Annotated in this window: 17 protein-coding genes; 9 read left to right on the top strand and 8 right to left on the bottom strand. The window is 62.0% G+C overall.

What is annotated here, in order from left to right:
• Positions 1–895 precede the first annotated feature (895 nt).
• The 3 genes from AC3XYG_RS18795 (at position 896) to AC3XYG_RS18785 (ending at position 5,521) form a co-directional block, all read left to right on the top strand.
• Positions 896–4,543 carry a putative phage tail protein gene (locus AC3XYG_RS18795; RefSeq protein ID WP_489141383.1) on the top strand — a complete coding sequence of 1,216 codons (3,648 nt, stop codon included), beginning with the start codon at positions 896–898 and terminating at the stop codon, positions 4,541–4,543.
• Positions 4,544–4,785: 242 nt separating this feature from the next.
• The gene (locus AC3XYG_RS18790) at positions 4,786–5,334 is read left to right on the top strand and encodes an SOS response-associated peptidase family protein (protein ID WP_489141397.1); all 549 of its coding nucleotides are present in this window, start codon (positions 4,786–4,788) and stop codon (positions 5,332–5,334) included.
• Positions 5,234–5,521 (top strand): SOS response-associated peptidase family protein, encoded by a 288-nt coding sequence (locus AC3XYG_RS18785; RefSeq protein ID WP_489141382.1) that lies wholly within the window; start codon positions 5,234–5,236, stop codon positions 5,519–5,521. Before AC3XYG_RS18790 ends, AC3XYG_RS18785 begins: the two co-directional genes overlap by 101 nt.
• 106 nt (positions 5,522–5,627) lie before the next feature.
• Here the strand turns inward: AC3XYG_RS18785 and AC3XYG_RS18780 are convergent, their stop codons facing one another.
• Positions 5,628–6,020: a hypothetical protein gene (locus AC3XYG_RS18780; RefSeq protein ID WP_489141381.1), complete on the bottom strand. Its 393-nt coding sequence runs from the start codon at positions 6,018–6,020 to the stop codon at positions 5,628–5,630.
• A 44-nt stretch (positions 6,021–6,064) separates the two neighbouring features.
• Positions 6,065–6,925 carry an LPD29 domain-containing protein gene (locus AC3XYG_RS18775; protein WP_489141380.1) on the bottom strand — a complete coding sequence of 287 codons (861 nt, stop codon included), beginning with the start codon at positions 6,923–6,925 and terminating at the stop codon, positions 6,065–6,067.
• A gap of 624 nt (positions 6,926–7,549) precedes the next feature.
• Between AC3XYG_RS18775 and AC3XYG_RS18770 the strand changes: the two genes are divergently transcribed.
• Positions 7,550–7,753, top strand: a complete 204-nt coding sequence (locus AC3XYG_RS18770) for a hypothetical protein (protein WP_489141379.1) — start codon at positions 7,550–7,552, stop codon at positions 7,751–7,753.
• Positions 7,754–7,817: 64 nt separating this feature from the next.
• On the opposite strand, the gene ku is transcribed toward AC3XYG_RS18770, so the two are convergent.
• The 3 genes from ku to AC3XYG_RS18755 all read right to left on the bottom strand — a co-directional run bounded on the left by ku (position 7,818) and on the right by AC3XYG_RS18755 (position 10,070).
• On the bottom strand, positions 7,818–8,729 hold the full coding sequence (gene ku, locus AC3XYG_RS18765) for a non-homologous end joining protein Ku (protein ID WP_489141396.1): 912 nt from the start codon (positions 8,727–8,729) through the stop codon (positions 7,818–7,820).
• Between the two features lie 356 nt (positions 8,730–9,085).
• Positions 9,086–9,289, bottom strand: coding sequence for a hypothetical protein (locus tag AC3XYG_RS18760; RefSeq protein WP_489141378.1), 204 nt, complete (start codon positions 9,287–9,289; stop codon positions 9,086–9,088).
• A gap of 304 nt (positions 9,290–9,593) precedes the next feature.
• Positions 9,594–10,070, bottom strand: coding sequence for an SOS response-associated peptidase family protein (locus AC3XYG_RS18755; RefSeq protein ID WP_489141377.1), 477 nt, complete (start codon positions 10,068–10,070; stop codon positions 9,594–9,596).
• 214 nt (positions 10,071–10,284) lie between these two features.
• Here AC3XYG_RS18755 and AC3XYG_RS18750 point away from each other — a divergent pair, with 214 nt between their 5' ends.
• On the top strand, positions 10,285–10,773 hold the full coding sequence (locus AC3XYG_RS18750) for a Ros/MucR family transcriptional regulator (RefSeq protein ID WP_507021935.1): 489 nt from the start codon (positions 10,285–10,287) through the stop codon (positions 10,771–10,773).
• 426 nt (positions 10,774–11,199) lie between these two features.
• Here the strand turns inward: AC3XYG_RS18750 and AC3XYG_RS18745 are convergent, their stop codons facing one another.
• The 3 genes from AC3XYG_RS18745 to AC3XYG_RS18735 all read right to left on the bottom strand — a co-directional run bounded on the left by AC3XYG_RS18745 (position 11,200) and on the right by AC3XYG_RS18735 (position 16,027).
• On the bottom strand, positions 11,200–11,616 hold the full coding sequence (locus AC3XYG_RS18745) for a DUF7831 domain-containing protein (RefSeq protein ID WP_489141375.1): 417 nt from the start codon (positions 11,614–11,616) through the stop codon (positions 11,200–11,202).
• 524 nt (positions 11,617–12,140) lie between these two features.
• Positions 12,141–13,544, bottom strand: coding sequence for a hypothetical protein (locus AC3XYG_RS18740; protein ID WP_489141374.1), 1,404 nt, complete (start codon positions 13,542–13,544; stop codon positions 12,141–12,143).
• Positions 13,545–15,634: 2,090 nt separating this feature from the next.
• A complete protein-coding gene (locus tag AC3XYG_RS18735; protein WP_489141373.1) occupies positions 15,635–16,027 on the bottom strand; it encodes a hypothetical protein in 393 nt (130 codons plus the stop codon).
• A 191-nt stretch (positions 16,028–16,218) separates the two neighbouring features.
• Between AC3XYG_RS18735 and AC3XYG_RS18730 the strand changes: the two genes are divergently transcribed.
• From AC3XYG_RS18730 to AC3XYG_RS18715, 4 genes are all read left to right on the top strand, one after another.
• Positions 16,219–17,451, top strand: a complete 1,233-nt coding sequence (locus AC3XYG_RS18730; protein ID WP_489141372.1) for an FIST signal transduction protein — start codon at positions 16,219–16,221, stop codon at positions 17,449–17,451.
• Positions 17,448–18,446 carry a hypothetical protein gene (locus AC3XYG_RS18725; protein WP_489141371.1) on the top strand — a complete coding sequence of 333 codons (999 nt, stop codon included), beginning with the start codon at positions 17,448–17,450 and terminating at the stop codon, positions 18,444–18,446. The genes AC3XYG_RS18730 and AC3XYG_RS18725 overlap by 4 nt, the downstream gene beginning before the upstream one ends.
• A gap of 230 nt (positions 18,447–18,676) precedes the next feature.
• Positions 18,677–19,045, top strand: a complete 369-nt coding sequence (locus tag AC3XYG_RS18720; RefSeq protein WP_489141370.1) for a hypothetical protein — start codon at positions 18,677–18,679, stop codon at positions 19,043–19,045.
• Positions 19,046–19,202: 157 nt separating this feature from the next.
• A partial coding sequence (locus AC3XYG_RS18715; protein ID WP_489141369.1) for a metallophosphoesterase family protein occupies positions 19,203–20,273 on the top strand: 1,071 nt, incomplete at its 3' end.

Genomic DNA, 20,273 nt, shown 5'->3' with positions numbered 1-20,273 from the left:
AGCCGTGGGCTATGTCCGCTTCGGGGCACGCTCTGAGACATAAGCTGGCGGAGAAGGGCAAGATTCTACGGAGCGCGGCGCCGTCTGCTTTTGGGCCGCCACAGCGGCTGCCGCTTATGGCGCTAACGCGCCTCGGCTCCTCCGGGGTTGCCGCCGGTCCGAGTTTGCGGCCTTCGATTTCCTGGATGTGTCGTTCTCCGCCGAGGGCCTAGTACTGTTCGTCGGCCGGCCCAAGGCCGGGCAGGAGCGCCATGGTGCCGAAGTCGACATCGAGGCAGTGCCCGACTCGCCGCTTTGCGCCGATGCGCTGCGCCGCTGGCTCGCAGCCCAGGCGATGAGCCGGGCTAACTTTTCTGCCGCCTCGACCGCGGCGGCCGCCAGGTTGCCGGTCAATCCGGGCATGATCGCGCGCAGGGTCAAGGGCGTCATCGCGCACACCGGTGTTGGCCCGGAGCAGTTCTCAGCGCACAGCCGGCCGGCCGGGACGATGATCGCAGCCGACCTGTTGGGCATCCCATTGACAAGGCGATGGAGCACGGACTCTGGAAGAGCTACGCCTCGGCCCGGATCTAACGGCGGCACGAGAGCCTCTGGGTCGGATATTTTACGGACAGGCTGCTCCGGTCGGAATAAATCCAGCGTGTCGCCAGCACGTTCTCGAATGTTGGAGGAGGCCGTCTCAAGGTGCATTGGCGGGAAAACTTTGCGGTGCCCCGAGAGCACGGGCAACCACCAGCGCCGAGCGCCGAGCGCCGACCGGAACGGTAAACAAAATGTTCATCATTGTAATAAACGAAATGTTTATTGTTTTAGACTCTAATCGAAATCATAGTCTTATGGCGACTGCAATTTCTGCCGCAAATACGGCAGAATAAATTTGGAATAGGAGAGATCAATGGACGTCTCTATCGTGAATTCGATCGCAGAGTTGCAAGCATTGGCGGCGCCCACCGCCGCTTCCGCGACCACAATTGCTGTGAGCGGCTACTATGCTGCCGGGGACGGCGGCGGTGGTGACTTTGTCTGGGACCCGACTAGTTCACTGCCAGACGATAGGAATATGGTAATCAATCCGCCAAGCCATCCTGGCAGTGGCAGATGGCTTCGCCGGGTTGAAAATGGCGGCGAGATCAACGTCAGGTGGTTTGGTGCACGGGGCGACGGGTTCAGCGGCGACGATACGGCGTTTGTCCAGAAGGCGCTCGACTACCAGCGCGTCAACGACGGCGAAGTGATATTGCCACCTGGGGACTACAACATCACGTCGACGCTGACATTCTTCACGTCAAACCGCGCCAATGCACTGCGCATGAGGGGGTTTGGCCGCGACGCATCCAGACTGTTCTGCAGCATCACCAACCGTACGTCGCTGCTGAAAATTCGTGGCTCCGTATACTCCCAGTTCATGTGGGGTGGACACATCAAGGCGTTGTCGATTGTGGCGTTCTCCACCCAGCCTTACTGGTCGCAGCAGGCCGCCATCGATCTGGGCAACTGCGTTGAGATGCTGATCGAAGACTGCGGGATCAGCGGCATCGCCGGCCATGGCATCTGGGCGTGCGAGCAGAATACGTCGGTCAACAATAATGACGGCTTGGGCGTCGATCTGCCGAACGACAAACCGTGGGTGACTGTGGACCGCTTCCGCCCCACCGGGCGCCCGCCCCATCTGCAGGCCAGGGTGAATTTCAAGCAGACCACCGGGCGTGTGACCAATAACTCGGACATCATCACGACGGTGGCTGACACCAGCGGCTTCACCGCGGGGGCAACTGCGTTCATTTCGGGCGACGGCATTCCTCCAGACACCAACGTCACCGCGATCGGCGCGGGCCAGTTCACCCTTTCGAAAAAGGCGATCAAGGACGTCGCCTCCGCCACGCTAAGCATCAACACCGACGGCGCGGTGACCGGGTTCCGCATCTACCGTATCGGCAGCGGCTATCGTGATGGTGACGCGATCACCGTGCGCGGGTGTGGGACGGGCTTTGTGGGCAAAGCGAAAACCTCGTTCACCTTGAATGCCACGATCAGCGCGACCGACCCCAACAACCTCGTTACGGGGATCTTTCTGTCTGGAAGCGGCAACACTGTAATGAACTCGAATCTGGTCACCGTCACTACCGGCACGACAGGAATCGCGAAGGGATGCTCGGTCTCCGGGACCGGCATCCCGACCGGCGCGACGGTGGTTAGGGTGGTCGATTTCGATATGTTGCAGCTGTCGGCCAACGCCACGGCGACAAACACCGGCGTGGTTCTGACCATCGGCGGCACCGTGGGGAAGATCAACGGCAAGGTCCAGGTTGGCTATCATGTTCGCGGCACCGGTGTGCCGGATGGCACGGTCGTGACCGCGGTCGGAAGCGCCAACACTTTGAACCTGTCGGCAACGCCGACGTCGTCGCTTGTGGGGACACCGCTGACATTCTACTCGCCCGACTACGGCTTCACCTCCGCAACTGGGAATACCCATTCGAACACCAGCGTGGACGGGCTCGGCAGCACGGCGGAGTTGGTGGCCGGTTATGTGGTTAGCGGTCCGGGGATTGTGCCGGGCACCACCATCCTGAGTGTGAATAGCGGAACCGCCATCACTTTGTCGCAGGCGGCCACTGCAACCGCAACAGGCGTGGCTCTAAGCTTCATCTCGCCCAATGGTGGCGTGGTGGACTACGAGATCGTCAATTCTGGGGCCAACTATTACGAATCCAACGACCATCTCTTTGACAATCCCGATCCTTACACCACCGCACACACTCGGATCATTCGCACCGAGATCGTGAACTGCGACGGTGTCGGGCTGGTGTTCCCACACTTCTCGTCGAGCGGGCTGTCCGTCGAGAACTGCACGATCTCGGGGAACATGGAGGGCGGAGTTGTCTTCGGCGGCAACGGCTTCGACATGAAGTGCACCGGCGTCTCGACCAATGGCATGCATTTCGAGGAAGGTGGCCCTGGATTCTATCCCGGCGTCTGGTTGCGGCGCACCGATTCCAGCGCCGAGATGATTCGGCTGTCGCAAAACGAATTCGACTCGAACACCTATTGCCATGTGCTTCTGGACGGCGTCGATGGAGCCGAGATTTCGTTCAACCGGTGCAATTCCTGGGTCACGGCCTGGCCAATCAACACGGACTGGCAATCGCAGATTCCAGGTGAGCAGATCAAGTTCGATCCCGGTAACGCTTCATCCGCGAACACCGGCATCATTGTCAGCAGCAATCGACACCGGTCCCAGCCGCAGGGCGCGTCGGTTCCCCAGACCAGCGTCACCACCATCGCCGGGCAGACCGTGGTCGTCGCCACACGTACGTCTCCACTCGGCAGTTCTACGTTCAAGGTTGGGGCTCGGGTGGAGATCTTGAACGGCTCGACGCCAATTTCCTTCGGTGGTCACACGTCATCGGAAACCACAATCACCGTCATCACGCCACCCATCTCTAATCGTGCCGGTAATACCGTCAATGGATCGGCCACGATCTCCGGTATTGTCACCACCGGCGTCATCGCGAACGCTCCCATCAGCGGCCCCGGGATCCCGACCGGAGCGCACGTTTTGACCGTCGCCGCCAATTCGCTGACGATGTCGGCGAACGCCACGGCGACGTCGACGACCCCAGTGCTTCTGGCCTTCGCCGGCACGATGACACTGGCGCTGCCGCCGGACATGACCATCAGCAGCGGCGGCACCATGATCGTGTTGATCAATGACGAGGGAGTGACCGGTGTCGATCTCGGGGCGAACTCATTGACGGCGGCCACCGACGTGGTGAATCCGTTGAATGCCATCGCCGGCGAGCATGGCGCCCTGGTCGCGAACTGGCGCAACGCGCTGGGGACTGGGATCACGTACCGCCTGAACGGAGCCCAGCTCTTCGGCAACCCCGGGACCGGCGCCGCATCCGGCCGTATCAACATTGGGACATTCCAACTCCTGCCCGGGGGAGGGGCGCAGACCGCGGTCACATGGACGGTTACGGGCGATCCAGAACACCGGTTCGGTCCCGGCGGGACCGCCAACGCCAGCCGCTATCTGCCGAACACCTCCGGCGTGTTCCAGGTCGCCGGATGTCTGACCGTGGATTCGACCGTTGCAGTTGGGGATGGGTTCGAGATCCGTCTCGTCCAGGAGTCGAATGACTTGTCCCTAGCGGGCGTTGCGGCTCCCAGGGTTGGAAGTCCGAACCAGTTGGAGACCATCGAGTATTGGGCATCCAAGGCCGGCTCCGAATTCTCGATGCCGTTCACGTTCTCGAGCCCCGTCACCGTGCTTAACCCGTATATCGGGCAGAATCGCCCGTCTCAGCAGCTGAGTTCCGGCATGGACGGCATGATCTGGTGGGATCCAGAGACCAAACGGCAGTGGCGCTGGAATGGAACACTGTTGATCTGGCAGCTTGTAGCCGGGCAGTTCACCGACCCGTTCGATCCGAACACGCGGCTGAGTGTGCAGGTAGTCAACAAACGAACCGGAGGCATCCAGCTTTCCGGCGGTACGCAAGGCCTGCAGAACTACATCACGTTCAAGCAGGTGGGATAGCCTCAGAGCGGACGTTAAAGTCAAGTGTCCTGGCCGGCAGATCTCTGCCGGCCAGGAGAGTATTCAACGCCCACTTCTTCGACTATCTTTGCGCGATCCGCATTTTATTTCTGCGCTTTGACATGGGCTAGGGGGGAGGTGATCGCTGTTGGCCGCCGCAGTGCAGTCCAAATCAATGCCAAGCTGCACTTTTCCCCTACGCCTGTTGCGTGCAGACTGTGGCCAAATTCACGGAGCGCGCGATGTGCAACCTTTACGCGGTGAACACGAGCCAGGACGAATTGCGCAGGCTGGCCGAGGCGCTGAACGTGGATCTTGGTAACTTCGCCGGGATGGCTTCGGTGTTCCCGGACTACCTGGCCCCGGTCGTGCGCCTCGACGCCAATGGAAGCCGCCGCATGGAGATGATGTGCTGGGGCTTTCCCCCGGTCGGCCCGAATCCGTCCTATGTGACGAGCGTCCGCAACCTTTCGAGCAACTTCTGGAGGGGGTGGCTGAAGCCGGAGTGGCGTGTGGTCGTGCCGGCCACGGCATTCAGCGAGTACATGCCCCAACCGGATCCGATCTTGAAAAAAGCCCGTGGCCTGGTTTGCGGTGAAGGATGGTTCCCCCGACTCGCGGCCGCCCTTCGCGTTTGGGGGCATCTAGCGCCCCTGGACCGGCACCCGCGGGACGAAGGCCGATCCGGTCGTGGGCGAGCACAGACTGTTCTCGTTCCTCACCACGGAACCGAACAGCATCATCAGGCCGATCCACGAAAAGGCCATGCTGGTGATCCTGTCGCCGGATAAATGGCAAGCTTGGCTAACGGCACCCGTGGAGCAGGCGATCGCCATGCAGCAGCCGCTGCCCGACGCGCAGCTTCATGTCGCTCACGTCGGCCCGAAGGGCGATAGCGACGAGCTGCAGGCGACCTACGACATGGATTACCAACAGTTGGCGGCCGGGCGCGCCGCTACAGTTCGCCCGCTCATCTGATTTTTCTTGAGGAGACGATTATGAGCTCGATCAATCCCATCGACGTGGCGATCCATGTCATGGAGGCCGAGTACGGCCTGTCCTACAACGCCCCGATCCGCCGGACCTACTTGAAGTCCCGTGCCTTCACCTTGATCGTGTCGATGTGCAGGTCGGGCGTGTACATGTCCCGTGTCCGGAAGCCCTTGGGTGGCACGTCGCGCGGATCCAAACCGGTGCCACCGCGGTGCGCCTCGTCGCCACGTCCGTGCGGCAGGGGGAAGCCCGAGTCACGCTCTCCAACGCTTCCCAGCATCGCGGACAGGTCCGTCATCCGGCGGGCGATGAGGTGCACCACCTCGCCCTCGCGCTGGATCCGCCCCCAGATCCCCATCATGCTGGCGCCGACGATGACGCGGCGCTGGGAGCGGCGTTCGCGCTCTTCGTAAGCGCTACGGTCGCCTCCAGCTTCATAAGCTTGGTCGTCAACTCTCGACGGCTTCCGGTTGTCCGATGACACGCCGGCAGTGCCGACAGCCGCGGCCCGCTTCTGTCCCTGTAGGATCAGCCGGCCAAGCCTGCGGCATGCCGCCGGATGAGGGCTTCGAGATTGTTGGCGCCGGGCGCCTCTACGTCCCAGAGCCGGCCGGCAAAATAGTCCTCTGCTGTCGGCACACCGATGCCGACATCGCCGAGATCTACCATCACCGCGGCAATGGCATGTGTGATCAGCGCGGAGCTGAGTTCTCGGATCAGGCTGACGTACCGCGCGCCACCGAACACGACATTCCACGGGCTCTTGGCGTTGACATAAAGATCCTCGGAACTGTTAAAGCTGCCGCTCTGGAACCGGCCCACCAGGTCGTTGACCTGGGCATCTGTCGGGCCGTCCTGCCAATGGATTGAGACCGAGCCCCAGGAACGCTTTTGAACCGAGAATTTGGTCCGGGGGAATTCGTGCTTCAGGATCGCGCGGATGTTCTTACCGGCCAGGAGCCCGCTCGACGCATCGTCACCCTGGGTCAGGTGCCGATGGGCCGGATCTGCCCTCAGGCGGTCCTTCTCGACCTCGAATGCGATCCGTTGCCGCTCAACCGCGGCCTCTGTCTCGGCCCGCTGCTGCTCATGCGCGGCCAGCAGCACCTCGATTTCCTCTTCGTCGGCGTCGCCCTCCAGGATCCGCCATTGGACACCTCGGACGATGCTGTCCGGCACGCCCCGAGAGAAATGTCCATTCCGGAACACGACGTCATAGCGCTGGCGGTCCCCTGCCGGCTCTGGCACCCGCACAAGGCCACGCGCTCCAAGGACAAATTCCTGCCCGTCCACGGGATCGGCCTCCGCTGCCGTCACGACTCCTTCGCCGGCATGGGCGAGAATGCAGTAAATCCGAGTGCCGCGCTGGATGATCCGGGTTTCGCTCATCAGTATTTCCTCCGCTGAAATGCGCTTCGGCCGCGCATGCGGCTGAAGACGCCAGGCGGCGAGCCGGGCATCAGGGAGGGCCAGGGGAAATCGGGGGTGGAGTCCCCACCCGGGCCAAGCCCGGGCGGCGCCTGCGCCGGTCTGCAAGGCCCCTCTCGGGGGGACGAAGACTGGGGTGCCCCCGATTTCCCCTGACCGGACCGAAACAGGAACAGGTTTCCAGGCCCGCGTCCGCGGGCTTGTGGCGCTGCCGGCGCCATGCGCCGGCCTGGTTTGGCGGCCGAAGGCGGCCGAACTGATCTGAGGGATCCCGGGACGGGTGAGTATAGCGACGGCGGAGCCGGCACCCGGCCCGAGCGCCATGCGTGGAGGGGCGGAAAAGGCCTCTCTGGGCGGTTGAGGATGCCGACGGCGAAGCCGGCAACCGACCAGTGTGGCCCCGCACCGTTCGCTCCATATGGAACGCGATCGGGATCGTTACCCGGAAGGGCCGAGACGCCGCTTGGCGGCTCGGCGGAGCTTGGCGCCTCCGGCGACTAGCGTAGTGAGCCCAGCCCCGACCTGGTCGGGGATCGCCATGGCTTCAGGGCGTCACTGCACCTGGGCGCCAAACAGCACTAGCTTGTGATCGCCAACACCGCCGACCCTCACCGTCACGGCCTGGCCGTTCTCCAGCGTCAGCAGCAGCTCGGCACCGGCAATAAAATCATCGAGAAAGCGGAGATCAACAGGCTCATCCGTGAGGAAGGCTCCAAAAGAGCGGTGGGGCGCGGCATCTCTAGGTATGCGGGCCGCGACCCTGTAGCGACCAGACCAGCGCAAACCTAGACGGGGGCTCGACAGTGTCCCTGTCCCCTCGATGCGATCTGCCTGACTTCGTGCCATGGTCGGGTTAGGCGCTCTTGCGCTTCCTGCCGCTGGGCGACGCGGCTGCCGGGGCTGCCTTCTTGCCGGACACCCGCTTGCCCGACTTTTTCGGTGCCGACTTCCCGTCCAGACCAGCGCTTTGCCGCAGGGCTTCGCGGAGGTCGACAACGTTGGTCTTGGGCTTAGGCGGAGGCTTGATCTTCTCGCCGCGCTGCTTCGCGCGGATGAGTTCGGTCAGCGCCTCTTCGTAGTGGTCTTCGAACGTTGCTGGCTCGAACTTGCCCATCTTACCCTTGATGATATGCGTGCCGAGATCCAGCATCTCCTTGTCGAGCTTTCCTTTCGGAATTTCACTGAAGGCCGTGGCCTCGTCGCGCATTTCGTAATCGAAGTGCAGCAAGTTCGCGAGCATGCCCTGACCTTCGGGAAACAGCAGCAGAACCCGATCCCGACGGAATAGCACCGTGCGACCGATGCCGGCCACGTTCGCCTGGCGCATTGCCTCGCGGATGACCGCAAAGGCCTCGACGGCGACGGCGTCCGACGGGGCAAGGTAGTAAGGACGCTCGATGACCAGGCGCTCGACCTGGCTGCACGAAACGAAACTCTCCAGCTCGATGATCTTCGTGCTGTCAGGGACGGCGGCCTCGATCTCCTCCGGAGTGAGCACGATATACCGGCCACTGTCGACCTCGTAGCCCTTCACCTGGTGTTCTCGGTCGACCACCTCCTCGGTCTCGCTGTCGACGAATTGTCGCTTCAGCCGGTGACCGGTCTTTCGGTTCACCATGTTGAGGTGGATCTCGTCGTCGCTCTCGCCGATGGCGGTGTACAGCGCGACCGCGCAGCTGACGGCGCCAAGTCTGAGATGACCTTTCCAGTTCGCACGCGGCGCCATGTCGACCACCAGCTGCAGCTCGGGACGAGTCTCCAACATCACCCGGGTGTCAGGCGTTCCCGACCGTCATCAGCACCTACAGGAACCGTTGCAGCGGCCGAGGCAATACCGGTATCGGCCGGGCTGCCTCGGGAAGGCCGGGTGAGCCAAGCCCCTTGGCCGGATCGTGCGCTCGGCAATACCAGATGCTGGCCGCAGACCCCATGCCATGCGCCGGCCCGTGGCCATAGGTCCCCCAATTGCCGCAGCCAGGCACACAGCACCGAGGCGCCGCCAGATCAGAGTCTTGGCTCATGTCACGCGCGGATCCGGCTGGAGTCGAGGACACGTATTCTAGCCGGGGCAGCGGATCGTCACCATCCCCGTCTAGCCCGAGACCCCGGCGATGATCCTCGTCATTTTCCATCGAGCGCCCGGAGCTGGGCGGCGACAGCGACGACGTGGTCTTCCCACGGTCCGATCTCGTATTCCATGCCGCCGGTGACCGTGATCTTCATCGGCTCTTCGCCGACGGTCGCCTGACCCTTCACGTCTGCGACATCTACACCGTCGACCTCAAGGGCGACCTGGGCCCAGCCTTGGATGACGTGGTAGCGCAACGTCAGCTCATAGTCGTGGCCTTCCGAGCGCCATTGGACGCACGCGTCAGCAAAATCGTCGGTGGTCTCGTCCGCGGGCCAGACCCGATGATTGAAGCCCGTCAGCGAGAAGCTCTCGTTGTTTCACGCCCCTCCGGCGATGTCGCATACGGCTTGGCCAGCTGGGCGGGTCGCGGACCGCTCCGTGACAGCTTCAGCCTCCGCCTTAAATCGCTCGTGATCGGCCTCGGTATAGGCGTCGAATCCGCCATGGATTTCCATGTCGGCACTTCATGAACAGTGCCGACGGCCGCGGCGCCTGGAACTACCTTGGGGGCTGGACGTAAACCGCAACCGGAAACACGGGCCGGCCTGCGGCGTCGCAGCGCTGGTCAGCAGCGTTGGGGGATTCGCCGCGCGCAAGCCGGGCACGCTCGGCGTCGATCGCCGCGACTAGCTCCACCTTGGCCAGGGGATAGTCTGCGGCCACGATCTCGCGGCATTGGCTCTCGGCCCGGGCATGGAAGTGCGGCCGTGACATGTCGGGAGCCCAGTTGGGGACCAAGCCCCATTTGAGGAGACCGAAATGCTTCTTGCCGGTCTCAGGATTGCGCCGGAGGACGATGACCTCGGCGCCCTCGACCATCTCCCCGGGCTTGAGGCCATTCGCACGCGCTCGCTCCACCTGCAGGCAGACAAGGTCGGCGACCTGGTCGCCGGCTGTGCTCTCTGAAGAGGACATGCCAATCCATATAGGAGGAAGCACCAGATTGTCACTGATCCTGGAGGCTTCGGAAGCCACAAGATCCGGAGCAGGGGCATTTCTTCCGGATGAGGGTGGACGAAGGCCCGGATCTCGGCCTATAATGCAGATCCCTCCCAGAAACATTCGGTGGCAAAGAACAGGGCTGTTGATTGATCGAGGTACTATCTATAATCAACCAGCGCTGCTCGCGATTTTGCAATAATTCGATATGGCGAAACCATCGGAGTGTTTGATGAGCGACGTTGGCTCGATATCCTCTCATGCGACGGCGGACGAAACACGCCGCCTCACTGTCCAAATCGTCTCAGCCCACGTCGGGCACAACAACGTCGCGCCAGCGGATCTGCCTGGGTTGATCGCACAGGTGTATGGCGCGCTGAGCGGATTGGGGAAGCCGACAGAGCCGGTGAGCCCGGTCCGGCCGGAGCCTGCGGTGTCTATCCGCAAGTCGGTCCAGCCGGACTACCTCGTCTGCCTCGAGGACGGCAAGAAGCTGAAGATGCTGAAGCGGCACCTGTCGTCGGCCTATGGCATGACCCCCGACCAGTACCGCGAGCGTTGGGGGCTCCCGGCCGACTACCCGATGGTGGCACCAAATTACGCTCAGCAGCGCAGCTCTCTGGCGAAGTCGATCGGCCTCGGCCGGCGCTCAGCTGCACCGGCCCAGGCACCCGTGCCGACCTCGGCCAAGACACCGCGTGCCCGTAAGCCGGCGGTGGCGAAAGCTGCAACTGCCTGAACGCGTTTCGAGTTAGGGTCCTAGACCAACTTTCTGCGGATCGGCCCAATCGGCTGGCAGCTAGAGCCGTGAGGCCACTGGGCTGCCAGCCGACCTGCTCGTTGTGGCACTTGCGATGTGGTCACCGACGGCGTTCTTCGCCCGGAAGTCCAGATTCCCCGGCCATGGCCCGCCACCAACGTCAAATTCCCGGACAGGCGGATTTGGAAATCCACCACTCCGTCACCGGTGAACGTCCGCCTCGACCAGCGTGATGTTGCCTTTGGCCAGCGGATCATAACGCAGTCGTCCGGTCACATGACTGAACTCCTCCGTCCCGATGAAGGTGAAAGCGGTGACGGCACTGGCTCGAAGGACGAGATCGAGGAGGAGCGGCGCCTCCTCGCACTGCGTGGTCCCCAGCTTGGTCGGTGCAGGCCAGGGCGCCTAATTGCGCTTAGAGGGAGGCTCCGCCGGGTTCTCGATTGCCAAAGCCTCCAACTGGGCGCACAGCCACGCCCAGCAGGCAGGCGCCCGGATGGCCATCTGGGCAAGTCCCGTCCCGGTCCCGGCCGCAGGCATGATGACGTCGCCGCCGGCGTCGAGATGGCCACGCAGACGCTCAAGAGCAGGGGCAGCGGCCGCCTGCAGCTGGGACAGGTCCGCGTCGATCAGGAATGCATCCGGCAGCATCGACGGCGCGCGTTTCGTTGGAATGCCGACAGCGTTCGGCTCGCCTCGGGCCTCAGCAGCCTGGCCTCCGAACCCCTTCTGATCGAAGTTGTCGCCGAAAATAAAGAGAGTTTCCGGTGCAGCCTTGATCTGCTCGCGTAGATAGGCAGATGCGTATCTGACAGCCATCATGATCCTCACTCCGCTAGCCCGAGCGATGCCCAAATGCAGCTCCTTGCATGTGCCTCCCCATCGCGCAGCCCATTGCAATAGCCCGAGCTGTAGAACGTCGCGAGCATATCGGTCACCCCATCATCCAGGCCGTGGCAAGGATGGTAGGCTCCACCGGTAATGCGCCAGAGACCAACGTCGTCTCGTGGAGTGGTAGGAGATCAATTCGAAATTCCCGTCGCCAAACCAGGGCTGCTCGCCGGTCATGATGAACAGGTACATCCTCCCGTCCCGCCAGTCGCCCGGGTTCGGCATCGAGTAGCGTCCCATCGGCTCCTATTAGCAGTCGCTCTATCGGCAAAGCATGTTGCTCCAACATGCTTCCCGTGGCCGCGTGAGCAGTGGGTTGAACGGGGAAAGCGGTTTCGCGGGGACACGGCTGCAAGGAGCGCTCTCGGGCGCGCAGGAAGCTGGGCAGAAGCTGCCTCGGGGGAGAGAAGGGCGAAGTCCTCGACCGCCAGCGATTGCGTCGACGCCAGAGGCGATCATCGGGTTGATGTCCCGCTGAAGAAATCTGCCCCGTCGTAGCCGACGGCCCGGGCGGCGATGCGGCAGACGTCGTCGAATTTCTCGTACAGGCGGCCTGCTGTGGCCTTTCCCCGGACGCGGATCTGCAGGCGATCGTCCTCGACGCCGGTCACGACCGCCTGGCTCAGCCAGGACTTCCAGATGGACTCAGCCCGGAACGACCCAATGCGCTGGGTCAAGGCTTGGATCCATTCCGAGCGGTAGGCAGCGAGGACCGCGGCAGCGGCCGCCGGGTTGAGGTCCGTCGACTCACTGTCCTGGGGGATCGCGACGGGGACTGTCGTCGATTGGGCCGCCACGGGCGGTGGCGGGTGCCTGGCTACCTGGCCAAGCTGACTGAGATTCCGAGCAAGATTCCAGGGCCGCTCGGCCGTCGCGAAACGTGTGAACCATCCTCCGGGGTTTCGCTCCGGCCGGTCGGCCGAGGGCGGTGTATCGCAGGCAATTAGCCATCCGAGGACGGTGTTGGCGAGGCCGTGCCGGTTCTCGGCCCAGGCCCAGATGTGGTGCGGGTTTCGAATCCCGGTAACGGTGGCTAGGTAGTCGCGCTCGACGACGGCCGCCAGTTCAGCAAGGGGAGCTGCTTGCAGCCGGTTGACGTCGATCAGTCGGCGAAATGTCGGTGACGCCTCCCAAGCCGCCGAAAGGGCGGCACGGGGCATTTCCGCCGGGATGGACGTTCCCGATAGGGCGCCGGCGGGGAAGCCTGCTCGACCTGGCGAGCAATCTTGTGCCTCTCGGTTGGTGCTGGCGCTGATTGAGTGTTGGAATGGGTCAGCAGCGGCGGCCGGCGTTTCCGGCCGCCTACAAAATTGACCGCGCAGAGCATCACTCTGTTGAACAGGGATGGCTGGTTCAATGTCTGTTTCTGTTGAGGGTGACTCTGTGTCACTCGGGTATGACCCTGTGTCATCGACCAGCACGGCGATCGGGCCACGGCTGACGGCCCGGATCTGGTGATTCTTCTCGTAGGCATGGGCGTCGAGGACGTCGGCCGCCAGGCCCATGAACCCGCTCAGGTCAGTGTGGGCGGTTCGCCACCGTGGCGGCGTGGACCTGCGGATCAGCTGCCGGGCCTCCATGCGCGCAAGAGAGCGCATGACCTGACGCTGAGTATAACCGGTGTCGAGGGCGAGACAGAGGGTGGATGGCCAGACGGTCGACTTGCCAGCGTCGAGAGCGCCCTGATCGATGTGGCGGATCAGGGCACACAGAATGGCCTTGTCGGCCTGGGTGAGGTAGGCGAGGTCCGGCAGGTGATGGCACACCCAGGCGGCATCGATCAGCGCGAGCTTGTTGCGTGATGGCGGCCTGGATCTGGGGTGCAAACCATTGTTTACCGGCTGCAGGGCAGCGGTCATGCGGGTTGTCTCCAAAATGAGGATAAGTTTTCCCGCGCCGAAAAATTCGGCTTTCGCTTGACCGGCTTGTGGGGGTTCGTCTAGACTCCGAATTGCAAGTTCTGGATCTAAGCGAATCCCCGGCCGAGTCTCTCGGGCGGGGTTTTTGCTGTTGAGATATCTGGATTGGCGGCTGTCTCTGGCTGAGTAGCGAATCTTGGAATCTTACCGGAATTCGATCTGTCACCGTAGTAACTCGTACCCAAGCAGTGGTAACAGCCGAGCTGGAAGCCCCTACCTGTATGGCGTGGCACAACATACATTTCAGCCGGAGCCAATTGACGCCCCAACAAAATAGCTTGAGCACTGATTACAGGGTGACGAACTCCGTCGTTGCGTTTCGCTGTGACGGACTCAAGCATTCCGTCACGTGCTTCGGCGCAGGCGCGGGCCAGACCATGCACTCCCAGATCGTCGCGGACCCAGATTCATGCCAAGAACGTGCGCGGCCGTGTCCTCCGGGAGCCGCCATCGATCAAATGTTCGCCGATGCCTCGAATAAGACATTGTCGGGATATTCGACCGGCGCCCGCTCATTTCATCAGGCAGCTGATGTAGCAGAGGTCGCACCTCGTGGTCCGTGATGGTCCTGCCATCAGCTCTATAGATCGAGATCACGTAACCGGCAGCACAGGGTGATTGCATCAGACGGACCGAGAACTCGGCCCGGATCAGGACCCGGCCGAAACTCATTGATTCGTGAGGCCTGAGGTGTTCGAGCTGTGAATCGCCTCTTGTTCGATCAGCCGGCGCCGGACGATGACAGCGAAGGGGGTCGAACGGCGTTCGAAACGACCGTCCGGCCCCATTGGAATCGCACTGCTCGATGCTACCGCTGGGCTCCTCCTTGATGGTTTTTGGGGATCTCCGTGACACGTCGCAATGCCGGCAGAACGCTTAATGCCGTCGCGCTTGGGACGTTGTCGAAACTGGGCTTCTCTCGGGTAGGGAGCACCGTGGCGGAGGGACTTCCGTGGGAGACACCGCTAACCAGATCATGAAGACCGTGGCCCCGGCAAAAGGCCGTGCCACGCTGCCGATAAACGGACGGCCTACCGCAGACTGCGCATGGTTCAGTCGATACAGGTCCGCTAAAAACCATATTTCGACGCCACATCGACCAACCGTCATCGAATACGATGGTATGGAAGGTGTCGCCCTGCCACCCGCCTTCTAGGTGGGGGAATGCCCGTGACATCGCGATCATCAGGGCCACGCGCCTGGCGGCGATGCCCGGCAGATGGGCCCTAATCGTGGCACCATCCGAGGCTCTCGCCGCTTCATAGAGTGGGAGATCCACCTCCTCAAATTTGCGAATGGCCCGGTCACGACGACTCATCGTGTCCGGGCTCAGCATTTCGAATGCTCGGCACCAGAATTGTTGACCCGCGCTTTGGTCGCGAGCGGAGGACGGCAGTCAAATCCGGATAGTTGAGAAGGGAAGGTGGGATTCAGCGGCGTGTAGCACGCCGCAGCGCAATGAGCCCGCGGATTACCAACCCGCAAGAACGCCCCCCTCCTTGGCGCGCATTGCGAAGGTCTGAGTGTTGTTTGCTTGCCGGACAGGCGACTATCGAAGGGCGTGCAGGTCGGTCTCGAGAGCGCGACGACGCGCAGACCCCACACGGACGTGTTATCGTCCGGTGTCTTCCATCGAATCATTGATCTTCCAGTCGGTGATCGTGAGGACAAAAGCCGGGTGGGTGCTCCAACACCCGCCCGGCTGCCATTTACCTACGGACCCCAGCGTCCCGTCCGGGCCGTCCTTTGGGGACCTGAGCTAGTGATTATCAAGCTTGAGGTTGCTGCCGCGGACCGCGAACTCGACAGGCGGGCTCCGGGAACCGCCCCGAGCTCCAGCCAGGTTGCCGAAAACGATAGGGACCGATCCCCCGAGAAGCAGGAGAAAGACCTGGGGAGGCGGTTGGAGGAAGCAGAAGAGAAAAAGCCGCCGGCCTGGCATCGAAAGTAGCCGCGCTCTGATCGGTGAGGGATGGAAAACGTTCCAGATGTGTCACGTCGGTGGAACACCGGCACGCCTTGACGCATCATCAGACCGCCACGAATGCTAGGGCTGCACTGAGATCAGAAACAGGTTCGCGCACGCCATCGTATGCATCGAGGACAAAGCCATTGTTGCCCGCGGGATAGATGATGTAGCCGGGAACGAGATTGTCCGGGCCATAGACCTCCACGACGCGAGCGGTGTTTCCGACCGGAGGGCAAGGCACTGCGCGAAGACCCCAAACGGCGAACTCCATCGACCAGTCCATGACCGCTTTTCGCTCCGCCATGGTTAGCAGCCGACCCTGCGGAAGCAGCGTTTCAGCGTGACGACGGTTTTCCACCCACAGCCGATATAGGCCTGTCTGGCGTATGCCGGTTTGAGGGCGATTGAGCGCCCGTTTACCGGTCTGTCGTCGTCCTAAGTCCCACAATGTCATGCAGCATCCTTCTAGGAACGGCATCCTTTTCCGGAGATGTGCCGTTTGCAGATTTTCACCACAGTACCATCCAAAAACGCGTGCGAAAGGCAAAAACGCACACACTCGATAAAATATCTGGTTGTGATTGCACTAACGTTTCAGATACCGTCGTCCGAAATGGTCATCCGCAAATAGAGATATTGTGTAAAATGTTGCAGATCACTCTAGACACTGCCGTCGCTCCGGTGATCTCCGCATATGCTAAGAGCTCCTCCGCTCGATCGGCGGCAATGATATGTATAAATCAGATAGGATTTGTTAAGCCGGCTATGTTGCTTGTTTTCTGCGGTGGCAAGCTCAACGGAGCCGATGTCTTGGATGTCCTCAAGAAGCGATACGGTGATATTCCTATAATCGGAGGAGCGGCCGCGGGAGGAATCTCCCGTTATGGGTATGGTTACAGTGGCTTGGAATTGACCATTCTCGCCATTTTGGATCCAGCATTGGCCCCCCGCATATTCGTTGAACCGGATTTAAATGGCGGCGAATACGAAGCTGGCCGGAAGCTTGCTCAGCAGATGCGGCCCTCTATTAACGATGGCGATACAGTCACGCTCTGGTTCGATTCAGTGGCTAGCTCAAATCCGCCAAAACTCCATCATGGCAGTGAAATCGTCGCCGGCTTTTACGACGGATGCGACGGTACCCGACCTCAGGTTTTCGGCGGAGGCCTTCTGACGGACATTAACCTTTCAGAGGGCTGGGTGTTTGACGGATCTCGGGTACGCCGCCACGCCGTGGTTGGGCTCGCTTGGCCACCAGCCCTCACAGCCGAGACCATTGTGATGAATGGTTGCGTGCCGGCATCGGTCTTTCTGGAAATCACACGAATCGACGGGGCGGTGGTATATGAGCTCGACGGCAAACCGGCGCTCGATGTGTTGGAAGGGCTCCTAAGCTACTCGATGACGCAGCCGAATGGCGCTGAACCTCTTTCGCTTCGCGGCACGCTCGGCCAAAAACATGGAGATCCATACGCACCGTTCAACGAGGGCAACTATGTTAATCGCCTAATACTTTCCGCCGATCGGGCCGCGGGATCAGTAACGCTTTTTGAGCCAGACTTTACGTGCGGGTCCAAGGTGCAGGTCATGGCGCGCAACAACCAGCTGATGATCGATTCGGTTTGTATGGGCGTCGAAACAGCAAACTCGATCGTTGAAAGGTGCGATTGCATGATGGCTTTGTATATCGATTGTGCAGGCCGCGCGAGTGTGCGCAGTGGGTCGCCCATCGAGGAGGCGGAGTTGCTCGCCAACGGGCTGGACAAATCGGTGCCCCTTGTCGGATTTTATTCGGGCGTCGAGATCGCACCATTTGAGACCTCACCCCGCGCACTCGATTGGACGGGCCTCCTAGCCATAATTCGATATCGCCAATGAAACACACCGACCTTGAACGGGAACTGGAGTTTTACAAGCGGGAGTGCTCCGATCTCGGAGCACGCGTTGCGCGGCATGTCGAGGAACACGCGCAGGTGCACCGCGAAGCTAACCGATACCGTTCGATCGCTCGGCTTGTTCGCGAGATCAACCAGTTGGGACAGACTGCGTCGAGTCCATCGGCGATTTGCCTATCCACGCTATCGATTGTGGCAGAAAGTGCGATTTGCGACCGTGCTGTGCTGCTGCGGGAGGAGGGGGGAGTCGGTCGGTTCGTGCATCGGCACTCTATCGGATTCGCTGGGAAGTCTCGCCCTACAGACCTTGTCCTGCCCCAGCCGCCAACGGCGTTTTACACGGCGGGTCCATCGGCTCGTGATGACCGGACCGAGCCTGCTGCGACACTGTCAGCATGCCTTGGGTTGCCCTACCTTCTTTGGAGTTATGACAAACCGAGTGGATATGCGCTGCTGATTGGAAATCGGCATGAGAGCAATATCAGTCGCCCCTACGAAGAGGCTGACACTCAATTAGTTGAGACTGCATTGCACGTTCTTCTCGACGCGATCTCCCGAATGGACAGCACTGCGTCCGGCAACGTCGTGTCCCGCTATGGTGGAATGCTTATTCTACGAGAGGAAGGTGTCCAGGAATCGGAAATTAAGGAGCACATCCGAGGCGGCGGCCGAGTTACCGGCGCCGTAGTGATTGAACGCCCTCAGGCCACCGGCGTTGAGTATGCCATTTACCTAAGCACAAGTTGGTATGATGGCCTCTGTATTCTCAAGACATATAGAGCTCGGGCGGACAAAACTTACAAGCATCTATCATTATTGGTTCAGTTTGTGCGGACCGAATGTGCCTATTCTGGCCCAATTGTGATCGACCCGCCTGGCTCTGTCGAATTGGAGCGGAGCGCAGGCGTTTCAAGCGTTGGGCAAAACCGGCGCGGCCACGAAAGAATCCAGCAGCCGAGGGCACGCCTGGTCGTCTAAGTGTGGTCGCCTATTTTCCATAACCTACATTATCCGACTGTTATTCCGACAGGTTAATGACCCTCCCAGCCACAATCTCGATCAGTGCGCCGCTAGCACATGGCAATGGTGCGGATTGAATAGGGTCCGGTCACCGGCGGCCGCCGACCGCCGGCCGCCACGCTCACCGCTGTGAACCGGATTGCGTTAGCAGCCGAGACCGCCATACGCTTCGTCAAAGGGAGTATTAAATGCGCCAGTTCTGGAAGCTTGCATTACTCAGTGCCGGTCTCATGGCCAGCATGTCCGCCGCAGCCGCGGAGCCGCCCGTCTGTCGAGACATGGTGACGGCAATGACAGGCTTGCAGTTGCTCGCGATCGTTAACTCAGCAACGGTCGATCCGAACCGCGATGTCGAGGCGGAACGGACTGCCGACTTGAAGAACCGCGCTGGTTGGCGGAACACCGTGGCGAACATGAAATGCGACGTCGACCGCTACGATCGTGTCGTGTCGTGCCTCGACGAGCGGATGAGGACAGAGCCCAGAAGCCTCCTCACCACCAAGCGCGGCCTAGACGAGGTATGGAAGGGGTGCGTGGCGGCCCCAGACGCCCGCTAAGCACCGGCTGCGCCATGAGAATGAAAATCGCGGTAGGCGCAATGAGAAGCTGACCTGCACATCGACCCGCGCGCCCACCCCCGGGGAGGTTAACTCCACTGAGAAGCCGACCGCCCGGGCACTTCACGGTGTCCGGTTCGGTCCCTAAGCTGGATCGATGCGATTCACATTCCTCCATGCGGCCGACCTGCATCTCGGCAGCCCGCTGACGGGCCTCGGCCTCAAGGATGCGGGCGTGGCCAGGCGCTTCGCCGCGGCCAGCCGCGAGGCGTTCACCGACCTGGTCACCCAGGCGATCGCGGCGGAGGTCGCCTTCGTCATCATCGCCGGCGACGTCTATGACGGCGAGTGGCGGGACACCTCGATCGGCCTGTTCTTCAACCGCGAGGTCGCCCGGCTCGACCGGGTCGGCATTCCGCTGTTCCTGCTCAAGGGCAACCACGACGCCACGAGCGTGGTGACCAAGACCATCTCTCTGCCCGACAGCGTCGCGCAGTTCCCGACCAACCGGCCGGGGACGTTCCGAATCGAGGATCTGAAGGTCGCCCTCCACGGCCGCGGCTTCCCCGACCGTGCCGTCCCCGAAAACTACGCCCTGGGCTATCCCGACCCGGTGCCGGGCTGGCTCAATATCGGGGTGCTGCACACCTCCTGCGACGGCCGGCCGGGCCATGCGGTCTATGCGCCCTGCACCGTCCAGGACCTGGCCTCGCGCGGCTACCAGTACTGGGCCCTGGGCCATGTCCACGACTATGAGGCGCTGTCGCGCGATCCCTGGATCGTCTATCCCGGCAACCTGCAGGGGCGCAGCATCCGGGAATGCGGCCCCAAGGGTGCTGTCCTGGTCGACGTCGCCGATGGCCATGTCGTGGGGACAAGGCGCCTCATCCTCGACCGCGCCCGCTGGGCGATCGCGACCGTCGACCTGACCGATGTCGAGGATGAGGCCGGCGCCCTGCGGCGGATCGAACAGGCGATCGGGCCGGTGGCCGCGGCGGCGGATGGGCGGCTGCTGGCCCTGCGGGTGCGGCTGACCGGCCGCACGCCGCTGCATGGCCAGATCGCGGCCGATCCCCGGCGGATGGCCGACGAAATCCAGGCGGCCGCCAACCGGGTGCATGAGGACATCTGGCTCGAACGCCTGCGGGTCGAGACAACGGATCCCCGCCCCGCCGCCGATGGCGCCCTGGCCTCGCTCGACCTCGCCGCCCTGCTCGAGGGCTTGGAC

The organism is Inquilinus sp. (assembly GCF_057815775.1).
Note: the sequence above shows the minus strand (reverse complement) of the source record. Positions and strands in the feature narration are given on the sequence as shown.

Coding starts and splice junctions, on each gene's coding strand:
- AC3XYG_RS18795 (WP_489141383.1), top strand. CDS start 896: ATGGACGTCTCTATCGTGAATTCGATCGCAGAGTTGCAAGCATTGGCG.
- AC3XYG_RS18790 (WP_489141397.1), top strand. CDS start 4,786: ATGTGCAACCTTTACGCGGTGAACACGAGCCAGGACGAATTGCGCAGG.
- AC3XYG_RS18775 (WP_489141380.1), bottom strand. CDS start 6,925: ATGAGCGAAACCCGGATCATCCAGCGCGGCACTCGGATTTACTGCATT.
- ku (WP_489141396.1), bottom strand. CDS start 8,729: ATGTTGGAGACTCGTCCCGAGCTGCAGCTGGTGGTCGACATGGCGCCG.
- AC3XYG_RS18745 (WP_489141375.1), bottom strand. CDS start 11,616: ATGATGGCTGTCAGATACGCATCTGCCTATCTACGCGAGCAGATCAAG.
- AC3XYG_RS18740 (WP_489141374.1), bottom strand. CDS start 13,544: ATGACCGCTGCCCTGCAGCCGGTAAACAATGGTTTGCACCCCAGATCC.
- AC3XYG_RS18735 (WP_489141373.1), bottom strand. CDS start 16,027: ATGACATTGTGGGACTTAGGACGACGACAGACCGGTAAACGGGCGCTC.
- AC3XYG_RS18730 (WP_489141372.1), top strand. CDS start 16,219: ATGTTGCAGATCACTCTAGACACTGCCGTCGCTCCGGTGATCTCCGCA.
- AC3XYG_RS18725 (WP_489141371.1), top strand. CDS start 17,448: ATGAAACACACCGACCTTGAACGGGAACTGGAGTTTTACAAGCGGGAG.
- AC3XYG_RS18720 (WP_489141370.1), top strand. CDS start 18,677: ATGCGCCAGTTCTGGAAGCTTGCATTACTCAGTGCCGGTCTCATGGCC.